Origin of the sequence: Nostoc punctiforme PCC 73102, assembly GCF_000020025.1 — a bacterium.
GTDB lineage: Bacteria > Cyanobacteriota > Cyanobacteriia > Cyanobacteriales > Nostocaceae > Nostoc > Nostoc punctiforme.
The window spans coordinates 1,523,611-1,539,337 of sequence record NC_010628.1 but is presented as its reverse complement, the minus strand read 5'-3'; the positions used below and the strand labels follow the sequence as shown (position 1 = coordinate 1,539,337).

Genomic DNA, 15,727 nt, shown 5'->3' with positions numbered 1-15,727 from the left:
TAAACTAAAAAGCCTTTGTGTAACTTTATGTAATTAAGTGAAACCATGAGTCAAAACTATACTGGTTCCAACTCTCCTCTCATCACTACTGAGCCATACAAAGAATTTCCAGCAAATAGATATGTAGAATCTTCTCGTCAGCTTGATGAATCGGAGAATAACGGGGGAACTCAGCCTTTTTTAAATGATGAAACACCAGCAACGCTCTCAGTTGCCGATGCGATCGCTCAGATGTTGGTAAATTTGGGAGTAAGCTACGCTTTTGGTGTAGCGGGTGGTGCAATGGCCAGCCTTTGGGGGGCGCTATCAAATAGCAGCATAGAAGTGTTGAACTTCCGCCATGAAGCTGGAGCAGCCTTTGCAGCCACCGAAGCACACTTTGCCAATAATCGCCCCACTGTAGTTTTTACCACAGCCGGGCCGGGGATCACTAACGCGCTGACCGGATTATTTGCGGCTCGTGGTGAAGGCGCAAAGGTAATTTTGTTGTCGGCTTGCACCTCTGCACCGCAACGTGGACGTTGGGCAATTCAAGAAACCAGCACTTATACATTGCCCAGTGGGGGAATCTTTACCGCAGGAGCGCTATTCAACTATGCAATCACTATTGAATCTGCGGCTCAACTACCGCAGATTTTCCGTAAACTTGCGATGGCTTTGGCGCAACCAGGCGGATTTGTCGCTCATTTGAGCATTCCCACCGGTGTGCAGACAAGTTTAGTTGAGGATGTAGCTTTACCCCAACTAGATGTTACTCCGTTTCCGATGACTGCTTCCAAAGAAGCGATCGCTAAATCGGTAGAGTTATTATCATCTGGCCCCTTTGCTATCTGGGTTGGTTTCGGTGCGCGTGACGCAGCAGAGGAAATCCTTGAACTCGCTGAAAAAACGGGAGCAGCCGTTATGTGTTCCCCCCGTGGTAAAGGTATCTTCCCTGAAGATCATCCCCAGTTTGTTGGTGTCACAGGTTTAGGCGGTCATGCTTCCGTCTTAACTTATATGGAACAGCAACCTCCACTACGCACACTCGTATTAGGAACCCGCCTTGGTGAACCGACTTCTTTCTGGAGTTCGGCGTTAGTTCCAAAAGAAGGTTTCATCCATGTAGATATTGACCCAGAAGTCCCAGGTGTAGCCTATCCACAGGTTGAAACTTTCGGGGTTCGGTCTGATATCAAAGCTTTTGTGGAAGAGTTATTGGAGCAATTACCGGATGCTCCCCGTTCCACAACTTTGTCGCTACCTAATCCAGAACGCAAAGCAATCGAACCTGCACCAGAGGTAGATTATCCAGTGCGGCCAGAAGTATTGATGGCAGCAATTCAAAAGATAATTGTTGAAGGTAGCGATGCAATAGTCATGGCGGAGTGTGGTAACTCATTTACTTGGTCAACGCATCTACTCCAATTTACCGAAACCAATCGTTATCGAGTCAGCACCGGAGTCGGCGCAATGGGTCACGCCGTTACAGGAGTATTGGGTGCAGCATTGGCAAGCAATACCAAGGCGGTAGGCATTGTAGGCGATGGGGCAATGCTGATGAATAACGAAATCAGCACAGCCGTGAAATACAAAATTCCGGCGATTTGGATTGTCCTCAACGATGCACGTTACAACATGTGCCATCAAGGGATGAAAATCTTGGGATTAAAGGGCGCAGATGCCACACTTCCACCGACAAACTTCGCCATGATTGCTCGTGGCATGGGAGCAGAAGCGCTCGTGGTTGTTAGAGAGTCGGATATTGAAGCGGCATTAGAACAAGCGATCGCATCATCTGTTCCCTTTCTCATTGATGTCGTAATTGACGCTGATCGCCCAGCACCTTCTGGTGGACGTAATAAGAGTTTGGCTGCACAAGGAATTAAATCAAGTCCAGCTAAAAATGGAGCCAAGCAAGTTTCATTTCCAATGGTTTGATTTTAAAAGCTGGGAATCGAATCAGATTCTTATAGACACTACTCTCTTCCGACTCGAAGATTTTTTGAACGAACCGCAAAAGAAGAGACTAAAACACACGAGCATCCCAATCTTCCAAAATTTCACGATGCTGATGCAAAAACCCTTTACAACTCTCTTACCTTCGCGCTCTCTGCGCCCTTTGTGGTTCGTTCTCTTATTCCAGCCAATAACTACATTTACCAAACTGGAACTTCAAATATTTACTTTTTGACTTCACTCAATCTTAATATTTCAGCCTGTTTTTGTGTCTATATCTTTACATTTTGTAATGCTAATTACTTTCTCTAACCAATACCAAACAATATCGAGAGGTCAAAATGCTGCTATTTGAAACTGTTAGAGAAATGGGTCACGAACAAGTTCTTTTTTGTCATGGTAAAAATCCCGAAATTAAGGCAATTATTGCCATCCATGACACGACCTTGGGCCCAGCAATGGGAGCTACAAGACTCATGCCTTATGTCAACGAAGAAGCTGCTTTAAAAGATGCACTTCGTCTCAGTCGGGGCATGACTTATAAAGCTGCTTGTGCAAACATTCCAGCTGGTGGTGGCAAAGCAGTTATTATTGCTAATCCTGAAAATAAAACAGATGATCTGTTGAGAGCCTACGGACGTTTTGTTAACAGCCTCAATGGGCGTTTTATCACTGGACAAGATGTCAATATTACCCCTGATGATGTCCGAACAATCAGCCAAGAAACTAACCATGTTGTTGGAGTCTCAGAAAAATCTGGTGGGCCTGCTCCCATCACATCATTAGGAGTTTTTCTAGGAATTAAAGCTGCTGTAGAGTCTCGTTGGCAGAGCAAAAGACTTGATGGGATGAAAGTTGCAGTTCAAGGCTTAGGTAATGTCGGGAAAAATCTCTGTCGCCACTTACATGAGCATGATGTCAAGCTTTTTGTTAGCGATGTAGATCCAGCAAAAGCGGAAGAAGCAAAACGGCTTTTTGGCGCAACTGTTGTAGAACCTACTGAAATTTACTCTCTTGATGTAGATATCTTTTCTCCTTGCGCTCTGGGAGGAATTCTTAACAGTCATACGATTCCTTTCCTCCAAGCTCAGATTATTGCTGGTGCAGCTAATAATCAATTGGAGAATGAACAATTACATAGTCAAATGCTCACTAGGAAAGGGATTCTTTACAGCCCAGATTATGTAATTAATGCTGGAGGTCTAATCAACGTCTACAACGAAATGATTGGTTATGACGAAGAAAAAGCTTTCAAACAAGTGCATAACATTTATGACACGCTATTAGCAATTTTTGATATTGCTAAAGAACAAGGAGTTACTACTAACGATGCTGCTAAACGATTAGCAGAAGACCGCATCAGCAATAGTAAGCGCAGCAAGTCTAAAGCGATCGCAGCTTAATTATTATTATCTTAAGGAGTGAGAAGTGGAAAAAAATACTTTTGCAACATCAGCTTACATTGCTACTTCACCTGAGAGTGCATTTGAATATCTTTGTAGTTTAAAGAACCTGGATGAATGGACTCTTTATAGCCGGATGAAAGAGCAAATTGATGAAGATACCTGGCTCGGAACTGCATCGGGTTATCACAAAAATCTCTATTATCACGTTAAAAAACTCCAAAGTCCGCTTTTCTATGGCATTGAATGGCACTGTGGATTAGAGTATCAAAAATATTTTCAAGTCTATCCTGTTTTGCTGTTTCCCACCGACTACATCGAGCCAGGAACAGATGAAAAAGGGGTGTATTTTCACTGGTTGAGCTTTGTCGATCCAAAACGGCAGACTCAGATGATTATGCAGGGGATTCATACAGTACACACTTCTGAATGTCGTTCTCTCAAAGGTAATTTGGAACGCAAAGCTGGTCTGACCTCAGCAGCTAAAGGAAGCCACTTTATCGATACTGATACCATTTATGTTGATGCCCCAATTGAAATCGGTATTGAATACTTAAAAGACTTACAAAACATAGATGAGTGGGCGCATCTGTTACGCCCAAATGGTGATATTACTTCTGAATCAGGTGAATTCAAAGATGAATACGATCAAAAAGTCAAAGTTTCCGTGAGAGTTCATTCTTTGAGTAAATACTATTTACTTGAACAAGAATATTTTTATCCAGAGTACGAATATTATCAGCGTTCTGTAGCGTTACTTATCCCAACCGCTTATGCTTTCGCTGACCCCGAAGCTTCTGGTTTCATCCTGCATCGAATCACATTCTGGAAAACAGATGGAACTGTTAGCCACGGCAAACTTCAAATTGAAGACTTTGGCGCTGAGAGCATGAACATCAAACGTTTACTCGAAGCCAAAGCTGGCAACCTCAAATCATTCGACAGAGGAATGAGCTATCTGCCAAAAATTCAAGAATCCCTAGTTCCCAACTAATACCTCTGCGTGACTTTGCGCTTCCCTTTGCGTCCCTTTGCGTTTAAAACTCCTCCCTCAATTCCTTGCAACACATGAAACTGAAGCCATTCACTATTACTATCCTCACTTTTTGTGTTGCCGCTTTTTCTGGAATGAAAGCTGCGTCAGCTGCCTCATTTTCGGTAATCGCCGACGGTTTATATAATGCCGGCGGTCTGAGCTTTAGTCCTGATGGTAATCTCTATGTTACAGAGGCGGGAATAGGGGGAAGTGGCGCTTGCGTTCCACCAGCAAGTGGTCAGGGCGATTCTCTATGCTATGGCACAAGTGGAGCAGTTACCAAAGTTGAGAATGGTAAGACCGAACGCATACTTACAGGACTTCCTTCCTTAGCATTACCAGATGGCACTGGAGCCGCAGGCCCTCGTGATATTAAATTTGATGCTACAGGGAAACCTTATGTTCTGATTGGGTATGCGACTAATCCAGCCTTTCGCGATCGCAATTTAGGTAACACTGACCTCGGCAAAATCATCGCTCCCAACTTTAAAACCAATTCGTGGACGAGTGTTGCCGATTTAGCTAACTATGAACTCGCCAACAATCCCGATGGTGGTGAAGTCGGTAGCAATCCCTTGGGTTTTGTCATAGATGGCAATAAGTTAGTTGCAGTTGATGCAGGGGCAAACGACTTACTCAGCTTTAATGCTGACGGGAGAAATCTGCAAGCTATTACCACATTCCCTGAAGACATATTAGCTAATCCCGTCTTCCCACCCTCCGATACTCCATCCAACGAACCGGCGCAAGTGCCATCTCAAAGTGAAGAAGTGCGATCGGCGCAATTTGCAACCCAAGCAGTACCCTCAAGTGTTACCAAAGGCCCCGATGGTGCTTATTACGTCAGCCAATTTACTGGTTTTCCCTTCCCTGAAGGTGGGGCAAAAATCTATCGAGTTGGTGCTGATGGTTTACCAACAATCTTCGCCGATGGTTTTACCCAACTCACAGACTTGGAATTTGATACTGAGGGCAATTTATATGCTTTGCAGTACGCCAATCAGTCAGCTTGGAAGGGTGATTTTGATGGTTCTGTCATCAAAATAGCTGCTGATGGTACTCGCACAACTCTGCTGAGTGGCAATGGATTAGAGTCGCCTAGCGCCTTGACTATTGGTGCTGATGGTGCGGTATACGTCACAAACCGAGGCGATCGCCCTGGATTTGGACAAGTTCTCAAAATTGAGAATACCAAATCTATCCCTGAACCTGATTCTACTTTAGGCGTATTAGCGATCGCAGCCTTGGGCGTTGGTTGGTTGCACAAGAAGAGAATCCCCACACCTCCCATAAATCTCAACTAAAGAGTTTCAAACCAATTGCACGTTCCTCAAAGGCTGGGATTCGTTGTCTTTAAACCCATAAAGTTTTCCACTTACTTAATTCTCAATTTCTAAAGGTATGAAACTCAAATCACTTACTCTTACACTTTTGACTGTTTGCATTGCTGCCGTTTCTGCACCAAAATCAGCCGAAGCTGCAAGCCTAACAGTAGTTGCCGATGGTCTTAGTAATCCACGCGGAATCGGCTTTGATTCTGGCGGCAACCTTTATGTTACAGAAAGTGGTTCTGGTGGTGACGGAAAAGATGGAAGATGTATTGCATCTCCTAGCGCAGGGTATATTCCTTTATGTGCTGGTCAAAATGGCTCCCTGCTCAAAATTGGTCAGGACGGTACAAAAACAAGTATTATTTCCAATCTAACTTCTTTAGCATTATCGCCTTCTGGCGAACAAGCAGCCGGCCCTGCGGATATCAAATTTGATTCTCTCGGTAACGCTTATCTTTTGACCGGTCTTGCAGGCGATCCAACCAACCGTGATACCGTTTTAAAATCGCCTGACCTCGGTAAATTATACAAAGTAGACTTAAGTACTGGTGGATTGACAACTCTTGCGGATTTTGGAAAATACGAAACTGCATTTAATCCTGATGGTACAGATATAATCTCTAACCCTTATGCCTTTGCCATTAAAGGCGAGACTGCTTACGTAGTTGATGGCGGTGGAAACAGTTTATATAGTGTGGGACTCGATGGCAGTGGGATTAAGAATGTAGCCGCAGTTCCTCAGAAAGTTATAGATAGAAATAAACTTGAATTCCCCGATCTGGGGCCAGATGTAGATCCATCTGCACTTCCTGTAACCCAGCAATCAGTACCGACTGGAATTGCGATCGCTCCAGATGGCAGTTTAACAGTTAGCGAATACACTTATTTTCCTTATCCAGAAGGTGAAGCGCGGATCTTTAACGTTGACCCCAACACCTTGCAATCAAACGTTATCGCCGATGGCTTTACACAGCTGACTGGCGTAGCTTATGACCCTGACGGCAATTTGTACGCCTTGCAACACATCAATAGTTCTGAATGGAAAGAAATTCAACAGGGCGGTATTATCACTGGTGATATTAGTGGTTCTTTGATCAAAATAGCCACCGATGGAACTCGTGAAACTATCTGGAGTGGTGATGGATTAGAAGCCGCTTCTGGCATCACTTATGGCCCTGATGGTAATTTGTATATCGCAAACCGAGCCAGACTTGCAGGCACAGGACAAGTTATCAAGATTGATCCGAGAGTAACCAAAGTCCCCGAACCTACCTCTGCAATCGGTCTGATAATAGCTGGTGCTTTAGGTGCAACTTCAATGCTGAAGCGCAAACGCAGCAAAGAATTAGTGAAAGCAGAGACTGTCTAATTCCTGGTAAAGCTTACAGAATAGGCTGCTGCCTCACAGAGAAAGTTGCATTTCAAACAAGAGGCAGCAGCCCAAATTTTAGGGTTCCCAAACTGGGACTGGGAACGAAATTAGTCTAGGAACGAGTATACCTCATAGAACCAAGGCTTAAAACTTATGGGATTAGTCAAAAATTTGTCAATCGGCATTCTCGGTACCGGATTCATAGTGTTGACAACAGCAGCCCAAGCCAAGGCTGTAACATTAAGTTACGACAGAAGTATTGGTAGCCCCGGCTTTGGTCCTGGAGAACTCTTTGTTCCCCAAGGCATAACGGTGGATAGCCAAGGGAATACGCTCATAGCTAACGGACGCGGTGTTAACCCGGATGGTACTCCTAACTACAACGTCGGTAACAAAATTGAAAAATTTAGTCCAAGCGGCCAGTATATTGGGGCAATTGGCTCCGGTGGCACAGGGCCCGGACAGTTTGACGAGCCAACAACTGTAGACTTTAATCCCGTAACAGGGGATTTGTATGCAGGTGATGTTTACAACAACCGCATCAATCAATTCGATTCTCAGGGTAACTTTATTAGATCCTTTGCAAATGGAGAATTTACCCCTCTCGTAGAGGGTAGGCTTTTCTTTGGGCCATCTGGTGTGACATTTGACAAAACTGGCAACGTGTACATCGGTGATTTTAATGGCGAAAGAATCCTTAAATTCACACCAGACGGACAGCAAATTGGTGTCATTGGTGGCACTCTGGGCACTGCACCTGGGCAATTCCAAGGTGTAGCAGGTTTAAGAATTTCCCCAGTTAGTGGAAATATCTTTGTAGCTGACCAGTATAACAACCGCGTTCAAGTACTCGATCCAAATGGTAATCCTCTGTTGGCATTTGGTTCAGCAGGTAGCGGACCTGGACAGCTTCTTCAGCCAATTGGCATCGAAGTGGACGACCAAGAGAATGTTTATGTAGCTGATTCTATCAACAGCCGCGTACAGGTGTTTGATAAAAATGGTAACTTCTTGACTTCCTTCGGTGAAAATGCCCGCGATGCATCAGGTAATCCGGTACCGCCTCCAGCATTAACTGGTCCTCCTTTTGGCAATCCCCTCGACCTCACCCCCGGCAGATTTAACTGGACGGGTGGCACAAGCTATAAAGATGGCAAGCTTTACGTGGGCGATTTCTTCCAAGGTCGCGTCCAAGTAATAAACGTAGAGGGCAGAAAGCAAGTACCTGAACCTGGTTCAGCATTAGGTTTAGCATTGCTTGGACTTGGGGCTGCTACCATCACATTGCGGAAACGTGGACAACAAAAGCCAGTCTTCAGTTTAGAGAAAGAACTGCAAAAGCAATGCTGAGTTGAAATGCTTGCTTGAGTTGCAATGCAACTCAAGCAAGTTCTTAGCAAGGACTTTAGTCTTTATTTTCTAAAGACTAAAGTGCTTACTACAAAGATCGCTTGATAGAGTACTAGTTAATGAATAGAAATTTACAGTCTAATCCAAACTAACTTTGACAGCACTAGGTGGGCAGCGCTCACCTTACGAACAAGGGAAAAACTAACACAACAAAGCCAACATTATTAAGGTGCTTTCAGGAAATTAACAGTTCATGCAAATTCTGATTTATTCATACAACTATCATCCAGAACCAATTGGTATTGCACCTTTGATGACTGAACTAGCAGAAGGCCTAGTGAAGCGAGGGCATCAAGTGCGGGTAATTACAGGTATGCCTAACTATCCTCAGCGCCAGATTTACGATCGCTATCGGGGTAAATTATACGTTACTGAACAGAAAAATGGTGTCAAAATTCAGCGTAGTTACCTGCGGATTAAATCTAAACCCAACCTTATAGACCGACTACTGCTAGAGTTGAGCTTTGTCTTTACAAGTTTGCCACAAGCCCTCAAGGGCGAGCGACCTGATGTAATTCTCTTAACAATACCACCGCTACTAGTTTGTTTACCTGCAACTTTGATAGGTTGGCTATACAACTGCCCAGTAGTGCTGAATGTGCAAGATATCCTCCCGGAAGCTGGTGTACGTGTTGGTCTAATTAAGAATAAGTTGATGATTCAAGCTTTGGAAGCTTTAGAGAAATTTGCTTACCGAACTGCACATACCATTAGCGTCATTGCCGATGGCTTTGTAGATAATCTCATAAATAAAGGTGTACCTGCTAATAAAATTGCCTGCATTCCCAATTGGGTAAATCTAAATTTTATCCGCCCTTTACCAAAGGTAAATAACTCTTGGAGAGCTACCCATCAACTCGATGGTAAATTTGTAGTGCTTTATTCAGGTAATATTGCTCTCACGCAAGGTTTGGAAACAGTAATAGAAGCAGCAGCCCGTTTACGTCATCTAAAAGAAATTATCTTTGTCGTAGCAGGCGAATCTCAAGCACTCGAAAGGTTGCAAAAACATTGTCTTGCTTGTGGTGCAGATAATGTTTTGCTTTTAACGTTGCAAGCGCGAGAAAAACTACCACAAATGTTAGCAGCCGCAGATGTGGGGTTGATTGTACAAAAGTGCAATGTGATTTCCTTCAATATGCCTTCTAAAATACCACTGTTGTTAGCTAGTGGTCGCCCAATTGTGGGTTCAGTTCCCGCCCTTGGGACTGCTGCCAAAGCCATCCGAGAAAGTGGTGGTGGTGTTATCGTTGAACCAGAGTCAGCAGGTGCTTTGGCTGCGGCGGTGCTGGATTTATATCATCAGCCGGAATTAGCAGCGCAATTAGGATGTAAAGGAAGAAAGTTTGCGGTAGAAAACTATTCCTTTGAGCAAGCGCTAGACCGATATGAAGAGCTATTTGCTGATGCGATCGCCAAAAGAGCAACAAACTTGGATATTTTGCCAGAAATGAGTTCTAAGCAATCACTTGTTGATATTTGAAAATTGGAAGAAAAATGCCTCTGAAATCCTCTTATTCAGATCAGCTTAAAAAAACTGACCAGAGCTTGATCGCCTTACTTAGCGATCGCATATCATTATTAGCATCAGAACAGCCTTCTTTAGATGAACAACTGGCTAGTGTCGCTCCCCTACTCGCTCAAGCTGGTATTCCTGAGTCTGTTTGGGCAGGTGTAGTAAATAGTTGTCATGCCAGCCTTACCCCTAAATCTGCTATAAACCATGCCAGTCCTCGACAAGTTACCATCATCGGTGGACGCGGCAGGATGGGAAGATTATTTCAAGAGCAGCTTTCGCTAGTAGGTCATAATGTTAGCATTCTTGAACATGAAGATTGGGAATATGCAGAGCAACTGTTAAGTCAAGCAGAATTAGTATTAGTAAGTGTTCCTATTGAACATACGGTTGATGTTATCAAGCGGGCAGCAAAATATCTTGCCTCAAATACAGCTTTGTGTGACATCACAAGTATTAAAACACAGCCAACTCAAGCAATGCTCGAACACCATTGTGGTCCCGTCATGGGTTTACATCCAATGTTTGGGCCAAATATTAAATCGTTTTTGGGACAAAAGGTGGTCGTGTGTCCAGGTCGAAATGATGATTCATTTCAATGGTTATTAGACTTTCTTAAAAGTAAAGGTGGTGAATTAATTGTTTGCACGCCTGAAGAACACGATCGGATGATGGTGATTATTCAAGCAACGCAGCATTTTTGTAGATTTAGTCTGGGCGTTTTCTTAGCACAAGCAAGGGTGGAGATAGAGCAGAGTTTAACAATGTCAACTCCTAATTATCGTCAAGAAATTGATATTGTGAAACGTTTGTTTGCTCAAAATCCTAATTTATGTGTTGATATTATGCTAGCTACTGAAGAAAGATGTAATGCTATTAGTTTTTTAGCTAATACTTACAGCCGTTTGGCTAGACTGGTGGCTAGGAAGGATAGAGAGGCATTAATTAAAGAGTTTGAAAATACTCAAAGTTTTTTTGAAGGGAAAATTAACAGTTTTCTCCAGCCTTTAAATACAACGGCTCTCAAAAGAGATTTTAAGCCACAGAATATTGGCATTTGAATAACAATTTTTTATGATGAACGAACCGCAAAGGGCATAAAGAACGCGTTCGCGCAGCGTCTCGTAGAGAAGGAAGAAAGAGAGGCAATAAAGTTTAGTGCAGCCTCATCAAGAAATGGATGAATAAAGAAAACTATGCTAATAGATATCTTTCATGATACCGTTTGCCCTTGGTGCAGAATTGGGAAAAAACATCTGTTTGATGCACTGGCAAAATGGCAAGAACAAGAAGTACATATCCGATGGCATCCCTTTCTTCTGGATGATACTGTTCCTGCTGAGGGGTACGAATTTAGAAACTTTATGCAAAATAGAAAGGGCATTAAAGCGGAAGAACTGCAACATCTGTTTGATTATACGCAACGCGAAGGTGAGGCGGCTGGAGTTAAGCTAGATTTTGAAAAAATCCGTTTGGCTGTCAATACTAAGCTTGCTCACCAACTGATTGCATTAGCACCGACAAACATAAAAAATGATGTCGTTGAAGCTATTTATAGAGCTTACTTTGAAGAGGGTTTGAATATTGGAGATATTAACGTTATTGTTGCCATCGGTACAGCATACCAGATGAATGCTACCGAATTAAAGTTGCAATTAAACGATCGCGATGTCGTTGATGCAGTTGTTGCTGAATCGGCATTTGCTCGCTTAAATGGCATCAACAGCGTGCCGTTTTTCATCATGAATAATCAAGTCAAGGTCAATGGTTCTCACTCAGTAGAGGTATTCCTTGAAGCTTTGAATAGTACTGCACTTTTAGATATACCCGCAAAAATATGATAGTTGACATCAAGCAAAAAAGTAGATTAATTCATCAACGTGTTTCGGTTAGTTTTAATTATGAGGTTTATTTCACCCAAAATTTATTTGAGTTGAAAAACCCCACCTTAGCGCAAGTAATTTCGGCAGATGAGGAGACAAAGCCGAAGAAAGTAGTTGCAGTAATAGACGCAGGAATATTAAAGTATCAACCGGAATTAGTGAAGCAATTAGTTGCGTATACCAAGTTTTATGGAGAGGTACTAGCGATCGCAGCTGAACCCATGATAATTTCGGGAGGAGAAGCTGCCAAAAACGATCGCACTTTAGTAGAGCAAATCCAGCAACTCATTGAAACAGCCGGATTATGTCGCCATTCTTATGTGTTAGCGATCGGGGGCGGAGCTGTATTGGATTTGGTAGGATATGCTGCTGCAACTGCTCACCGGGGAATTCGCCTGATTCGGGTTCCGACAACGGTGTTAGCACAAAATGATTCTGGGGTTGGAGTGAAAAACGGCATTAATGCCTTTGGTAAAAAGAACTTTCTCGGCACATTTGCGCCACCTTATGCAGTTATAAATGACTCTGCGTTCTTGACAACCCTAGACGATCGCGATTGGCGTTCTGGGATTGCAGAAGCCGTGAAAGTGGCGCTGATTAAGGATGCTAACTTTTTTGATTTTATCCACTCTCACAGCAAAGCCCTTGGGCGGCGAGACATGGATGCTATGCAACAGGTTATCTATCGTTGCGCCCAGTTGCACCTAGAACATATTGCCAATAGCGGCGATCCTTTTGAAATGGGTTCGTCTCGTCCCCTAGATTTTGGACATTGGGCGGCTCATAAACTGGAGCATTTGACAAATTATCGCTTGCGTCATGGCGAAGCTGTTGCGATCGGTATTGCTTTGGATAGCACTTATTCTTATTTAGCAGGATTGCTTGATTGCTCAGAATGGCAACGAATATTAAATACTTTATCAGCGTTGGGTTTCACGCTGTATGTGCCAGAACTGGCCCAGAAATTATCACAACAGGAACATCCTGATTGTTTGTTTCGAGGTTTAACTGAGTTCCGCGAACACTTGGGTGGAGAATTGACTTTAACATTGCTAAAAAATATTGGAAAAGCAATTGAAGTTCATGAAGTAAATTTGTTGTTGTATAGGCAAGCAATATCACTATTGCAGGAATTTTAGGATTGTAGGACTAATATTTCTCTTTACTCTGTGCCCTCTGTGCCTCTGTGGTTCAATAAATTTTTAAACCGCAGAGGCACAGAGAACGCTGAGAAATAACAAGATATTTTACAAGTTACATTCAAAGGCTGGATTGAATTTTAAAAGCATAGATTTAATCCTGAAATTTCAGATATATCTTACTTTTGAGAGAGGCAAATAAGCTCAAGCAAAATTACCAGAGATGACAATCAATTAGTATAAAAAGCGAATAAATTGACACCCAATCGAAAAATTATTCAATGTATTATCTGCTTGACATCTAGTAGTCTTAAATAAGAAGCAAAAAGTTTTTAATTACATTTTCCACCAATAATTCGCAGATTGAAATAGCTTGATTTAGATTGATATCGAATCATCTAAATTTTTATCTGCCTATAAATAACTACTAATAATCATTAATAGCTTTTGACTAATCACTCTTACAGAGAAATTACCCATGATTTTTAATTCCCGTTCCTACAAAACCCTTGGCGGCGTAATTGTTTCTCGCTCCATCACCGAAGTGAAGATGGACACTGCCCTCGAAGATATTCTGTTTCACTTAAATTCTCAGCGTGGCGGTTTGTTAAGAAGCAGCTACGAATATCCAGGGAGATATAAAAGATGGGCGATCGGATTTGTCAATCCACCATTGGAATTGACTACACAGGAAAATGCTTTCAATTTGATAGCGCTGAATGAACGCGGTCTAGTACTTTTACCTTTACTATTAGAGTGTTTATCCAACTCACTCCAACTTGAGAAAGTTACCCTAGACAATAATAATATTGTCGGCTTTGTTAAATCTACCAAGAGATTATTCACTGAAGAAGAACGCAGTAAACAACCTTCGGCATTTACAGTTGTCCGCGAAATTTTACATACTTTCTCTAGCCAAGAAGATGAACATTTAGGATTGTATGGGGCTTTTGGTTATGACTTAGTTTTTCAGTTTGAACCAATAACCCAAAGTCTGGAACGTCCTAAAGATCAGCGCGATTTGGTGCTTTATTTGCCAGATGAATTGATAGTTGTTGACTACTATCAGCAACGCGCATTTCGTCTACAGTATGATTTTGAAACAGCGCACGGCAATACAAAGAATCTGCCTCGAACTGGTGAGTCTGTTGATTATCGAGGCAAACATCTTACCCCTAATGAAACGGCTGACCATAAAGTAGGCGAGTATGCCAAAAAAGTTGAGTCTGCACTCGATTATTTCCGCCGAGGCGATTTATTTGAAGTTGTTCCTAGCCAAAACTTTTTTGAAGGCTATGAAGATGAGCCCAGCAAACTCTTTGAAACTTTAAAGGATATAAATCCTAGTCCTTATGGGTTTATTTTTAATTTAGGTGGAGAATATTTAATTGGCGCATCTCCAGAAATGTTTGTGCGAGTTGAAGGGAAACGGGTAGAAACTTGTCCTATTAGTGGCACTATTAGCCGGGGACTAGATGCTCTTGACGATGCGGTGCAAATTCGTCATTTACTCAACTCCCACAAAGATGAAGCTGAGTTGACCATGTGTACTGATGTCGATCGCAATGACAAATCCCGAATCTGCGAACCTGGTTCAGTACAAGTGATTGGTCGTCGCCAAATTGAATTATACAGCCATTTAATTCATACAGTAGATCATGTTGAAGGGACACTGCGATCGCAATTTGATGCTTTAGATGCCTTTCTTTCCCACACTTGGGCGGTTACAGTCACTGGCGCACCCAAAAAAGCTGCAATAGATTTTATTGAACAGCACGAACGTAGCGCCCGACGTTGGTATGGTGGCGCAGTCGGTTATTTAAATTTCAATGGGAATTTAAATACTGGCTTAATTCTGCGGACAATTCGATTAAAAGACTGCATCGCCGAAGTGCGAGTTGGGGCGACTGTCCTTTATGACTCCATACCCCAAGCAGAAGAACAAGAAACAATCACCAAAGCGGCTGCTTTATTTGAAACGATTCGCCGTGTTAAGCAAAGCAGTCACAAAATTGATGAATCCAGTTCCATAAAATCAACTAAAATCCTACCTTGTGTGGCAACTGGCAAACGCATCTTACTAATAGACTATGAAGACTCTTTTGTTCATACATTAGCTAATTACATTCGCCAAACTGGTGCAAGCGTCACCACATTACGTCATGGTTTCTCAGAAACGCTCTTCGATACAGAACGCCCTGACTTAGTTGTTTTATCTCCTGGCCCTGGTAGACCAAGTGATTTTCGGGTTCCCCAGACTGTCGGGGCGCTTCTTCATCGCAAAATTCCCATTTTTGGAGTTTGTCTAGGTCTGCAAAGCATCGTAGAAGCTTTTGATGGACAATTGGGAGTTCTCAACTATCCTCAACATGGGAAATCTTCACGGATTTTCGTTACTGATTCCGATTCCGTTACCTTCAAGAATTTACCAGAATCCTTTACCGTGGGTAGATATCACTCATTGTTTGCTCTCCCGCAACATTTACCCCAAGAACTGAAGGTGACAGCGATTTCTGATGACAACGTAATTATGGGTATTGAACATCAGACACTTCCCATCGCCGCCGTTCAGTTTCATCCAGAATCAATCATGACTTTAGCGGGAGAAGTCGGTCTGGAAATCATTAAAAATGTCGTGCGTGCATATACACAGGTGGAAGAGTCATTAGTCATTGGTCATTAGTCATTTGTCAAAAGTG

The 15,727-nt window shown here is 42.7% G+C and carries 11 protein-coding genes; all 11 read left to right on the top strand.

The annotated features are described in order from the left end of the window. Positions 1-45 precede the first annotated feature (45 nt). Positions 46-1,920 (top strand): scytonemin biosynthesis protein ScyA, encoded by a 1,875-nt coding sequence (gene scyA / locus NPUN_RS06500; protein WP_012408018.1) that lies wholly within the window; start codon positions 46-48, stop codon positions 1,918-1,920. A gap of 359 nt (positions 1,921-2,279) precedes the next feature. Then, positions 2,280-3,341 (top strand): tryptophan dehydrogenase ScyB, encoded by a 1,062-nt coding sequence (scyB, locus tag NPUN_RS06490; protein WP_012408017.1) that lies wholly within the window; start codon positions 2,280-2,282, stop codon positions 3,339-3,341. Positions 3,342-3,366: 25 nt separating this feature from the next. After that, positions 3,367-4,335, top strand: a complete 969-nt coding sequence (scyC, locus tag NPUN_RS06485) for a scytonemin biosynthesis cyclase/decarboxylase ScyC (RefSeq protein WP_012408016.1) — start codon at positions 3,367-3,369, stop codon at positions 4,333-4,335. A gap of 74 nt (positions 4,336-4,409) precedes the next feature. Next, a complete protein-coding gene (locus NPUN_RS06480) occupies positions 4,410-5,681 on the top strand; it encodes a ScyD/ScyE family protein (RefSeq protein WP_012408015.1) in 1,272 nt (423 codons plus the stop codon). 97 nt (positions 5,682-5,778) lie between these two features. Then, positions 5,779-7,077 (top strand): ScyD/ScyE family protein, encoded by a 1,299-nt coding sequence (locus tag NPUN_RS06475; RefSeq protein ID WP_012408014.1) that lies wholly within the window; start codon positions 5,779-5,781, stop codon positions 7,075-7,077. Positions 7,078-7,233: 156 nt separating this feature from the next. Then, positions 7,234-8,430: a scytonemin biosynthesis PEP-CTERM protein ScyF gene (gene scyF / locus NPUN_RS06470; protein WP_012408013.1), complete on the top strand. Its 1,197-nt coding sequence runs from the start codon at positions 7,234-7,236 to the stop codon at positions 8,428-8,430. Between the two features lie 253 nt (positions 8,431-8,683). Next, positions 8,684-9,973, top strand: a complete 1,290-nt coding sequence (locus NPUN_RS06465) for a glycosyltransferase family 4 protein (protein WP_012408012.1) — start codon at positions 8,684-8,686, stop codon at positions 9,971-9,973. Positions 9,974-9,987: 14 nt separating this feature from the next. After that, positions 9,988-11,067: a bifunctional chorismate mutase/prephenate dehydrogenase gene (gene tyrA / locus NPUN_RS06460; protein WP_012408011.1), complete on the top strand. Its 1,080-nt coding sequence runs from the start codon at positions 9,988-9,990 to the stop codon at positions 11,065-11,067. A 135-nt stretch (positions 11,068-11,202) separates the two neighbouring features. After that, the gene (locus NPUN_RS06455) at positions 11,203-11,847 is read left to right on the top strand and encodes a DsbA family oxidoreductase (protein ID WP_012408010.1); all 645 of its coding nucleotides are present in this window, start codon (positions 11,203-11,205) and stop codon (positions 11,845-11,847) included. Then, the gene (locus NPUN_RS06450) at positions 11,844-13,028 is read left to right on the top strand and encodes a 3-dehydroquinate synthase (protein WP_012408009.1); all 1,185 of its coding nucleotides are present in this window, start codon (positions 11,844-11,846) and stop codon (positions 13,026-13,028) included. The genes NPUN_RS06455 and NPUN_RS06450 overlap by 4 nt, the downstream gene beginning before the upstream one ends. Positions 13,029-13,506: 478 nt before the next feature. After that, positions 13,507-15,711 carry an anthranilate synthase gene (locus NPUN_RS06445; protein ID WP_012408008.1) on the top strand — a complete coding sequence of 735 codons (2,205 nt, stop codon included), beginning with the start codon at positions 13,507-13,509 and terminating at the stop codon, positions 15,709-15,711. The last annotated feature ends 16 nt before the right edge of the window (positions 15,712-15,727 follow it).

What these genes read in the sequence shown, in the direction of transcription:
- NPUN_RS06450 (WP_012408009.1), top strand. Translation starts at nt 11,844, where the DNA reads ATGATAGTTGACATCAAGCAAAAAAGTAGATTAATTCATCAACGTGTT.
- tyrA (WP_012408011.1), top strand. Translation starts at nt 9,988, where the DNA reads ATGCCTCTGAAATCCTCTTATTCAGATCAGCTTAAAAAAACTGACCAG.
- NPUN_RS06465 (WP_012408012.1), top strand. Translation starts at nt 8,684, where the DNA reads ATGCAAATTCTGATTTATTCATACAACTATCATCCAGAACCAATTGGT.
- scyF (WP_012408013.1), top strand. Translation starts at nt 7,234, where the DNA reads ATGGGATTAGTCAAAAATTTGTCAATCGGCATTCTCGGTACCGGATTC.
- NPUN_RS06445 (WP_012408008.1), top strand. Translation starts at nt 13,507, where the DNA reads ATGATTTTTAATTCCCGTTCCTACAAAACCCTTGGCGGCGTAATTGTT.
- scyA (WP_012408018.1), top strand. Translation starts at nt 46, where the DNA reads ATGAGTCAAAACTATACTGGTTCCAACTCTCCTCTCATCACTACTGAG.
- NPUN_RS06475 (WP_012408014.1), top strand. Translation starts at nt 5,779, where the DNA reads ATGAAACTCAAATCACTTACTCTTACACTTTTGACTGTTTGCATTGCT.
- scyB (WP_012408017.1), top strand. Translation starts at nt 2,280, where the DNA reads ATGCTGCTATTTGAAACTGTTAGAGAAATGGGTCACGAACAAGTTCTT.
- NPUN_RS06455 (WP_012408010.1), top strand. Translation starts at nt 11,203, where the DNA reads ATGCTAATAGATATCTTTCATGATACCGTTTGCCCTTGGTGCAGAATT.
- NPUN_RS06480 (WP_012408015.1), top strand. Translation starts at nt 4,410, where the DNA reads ATGAAACTGAAGCCATTCACTATTACTATCCTCACTTTTTGTGTTGCC.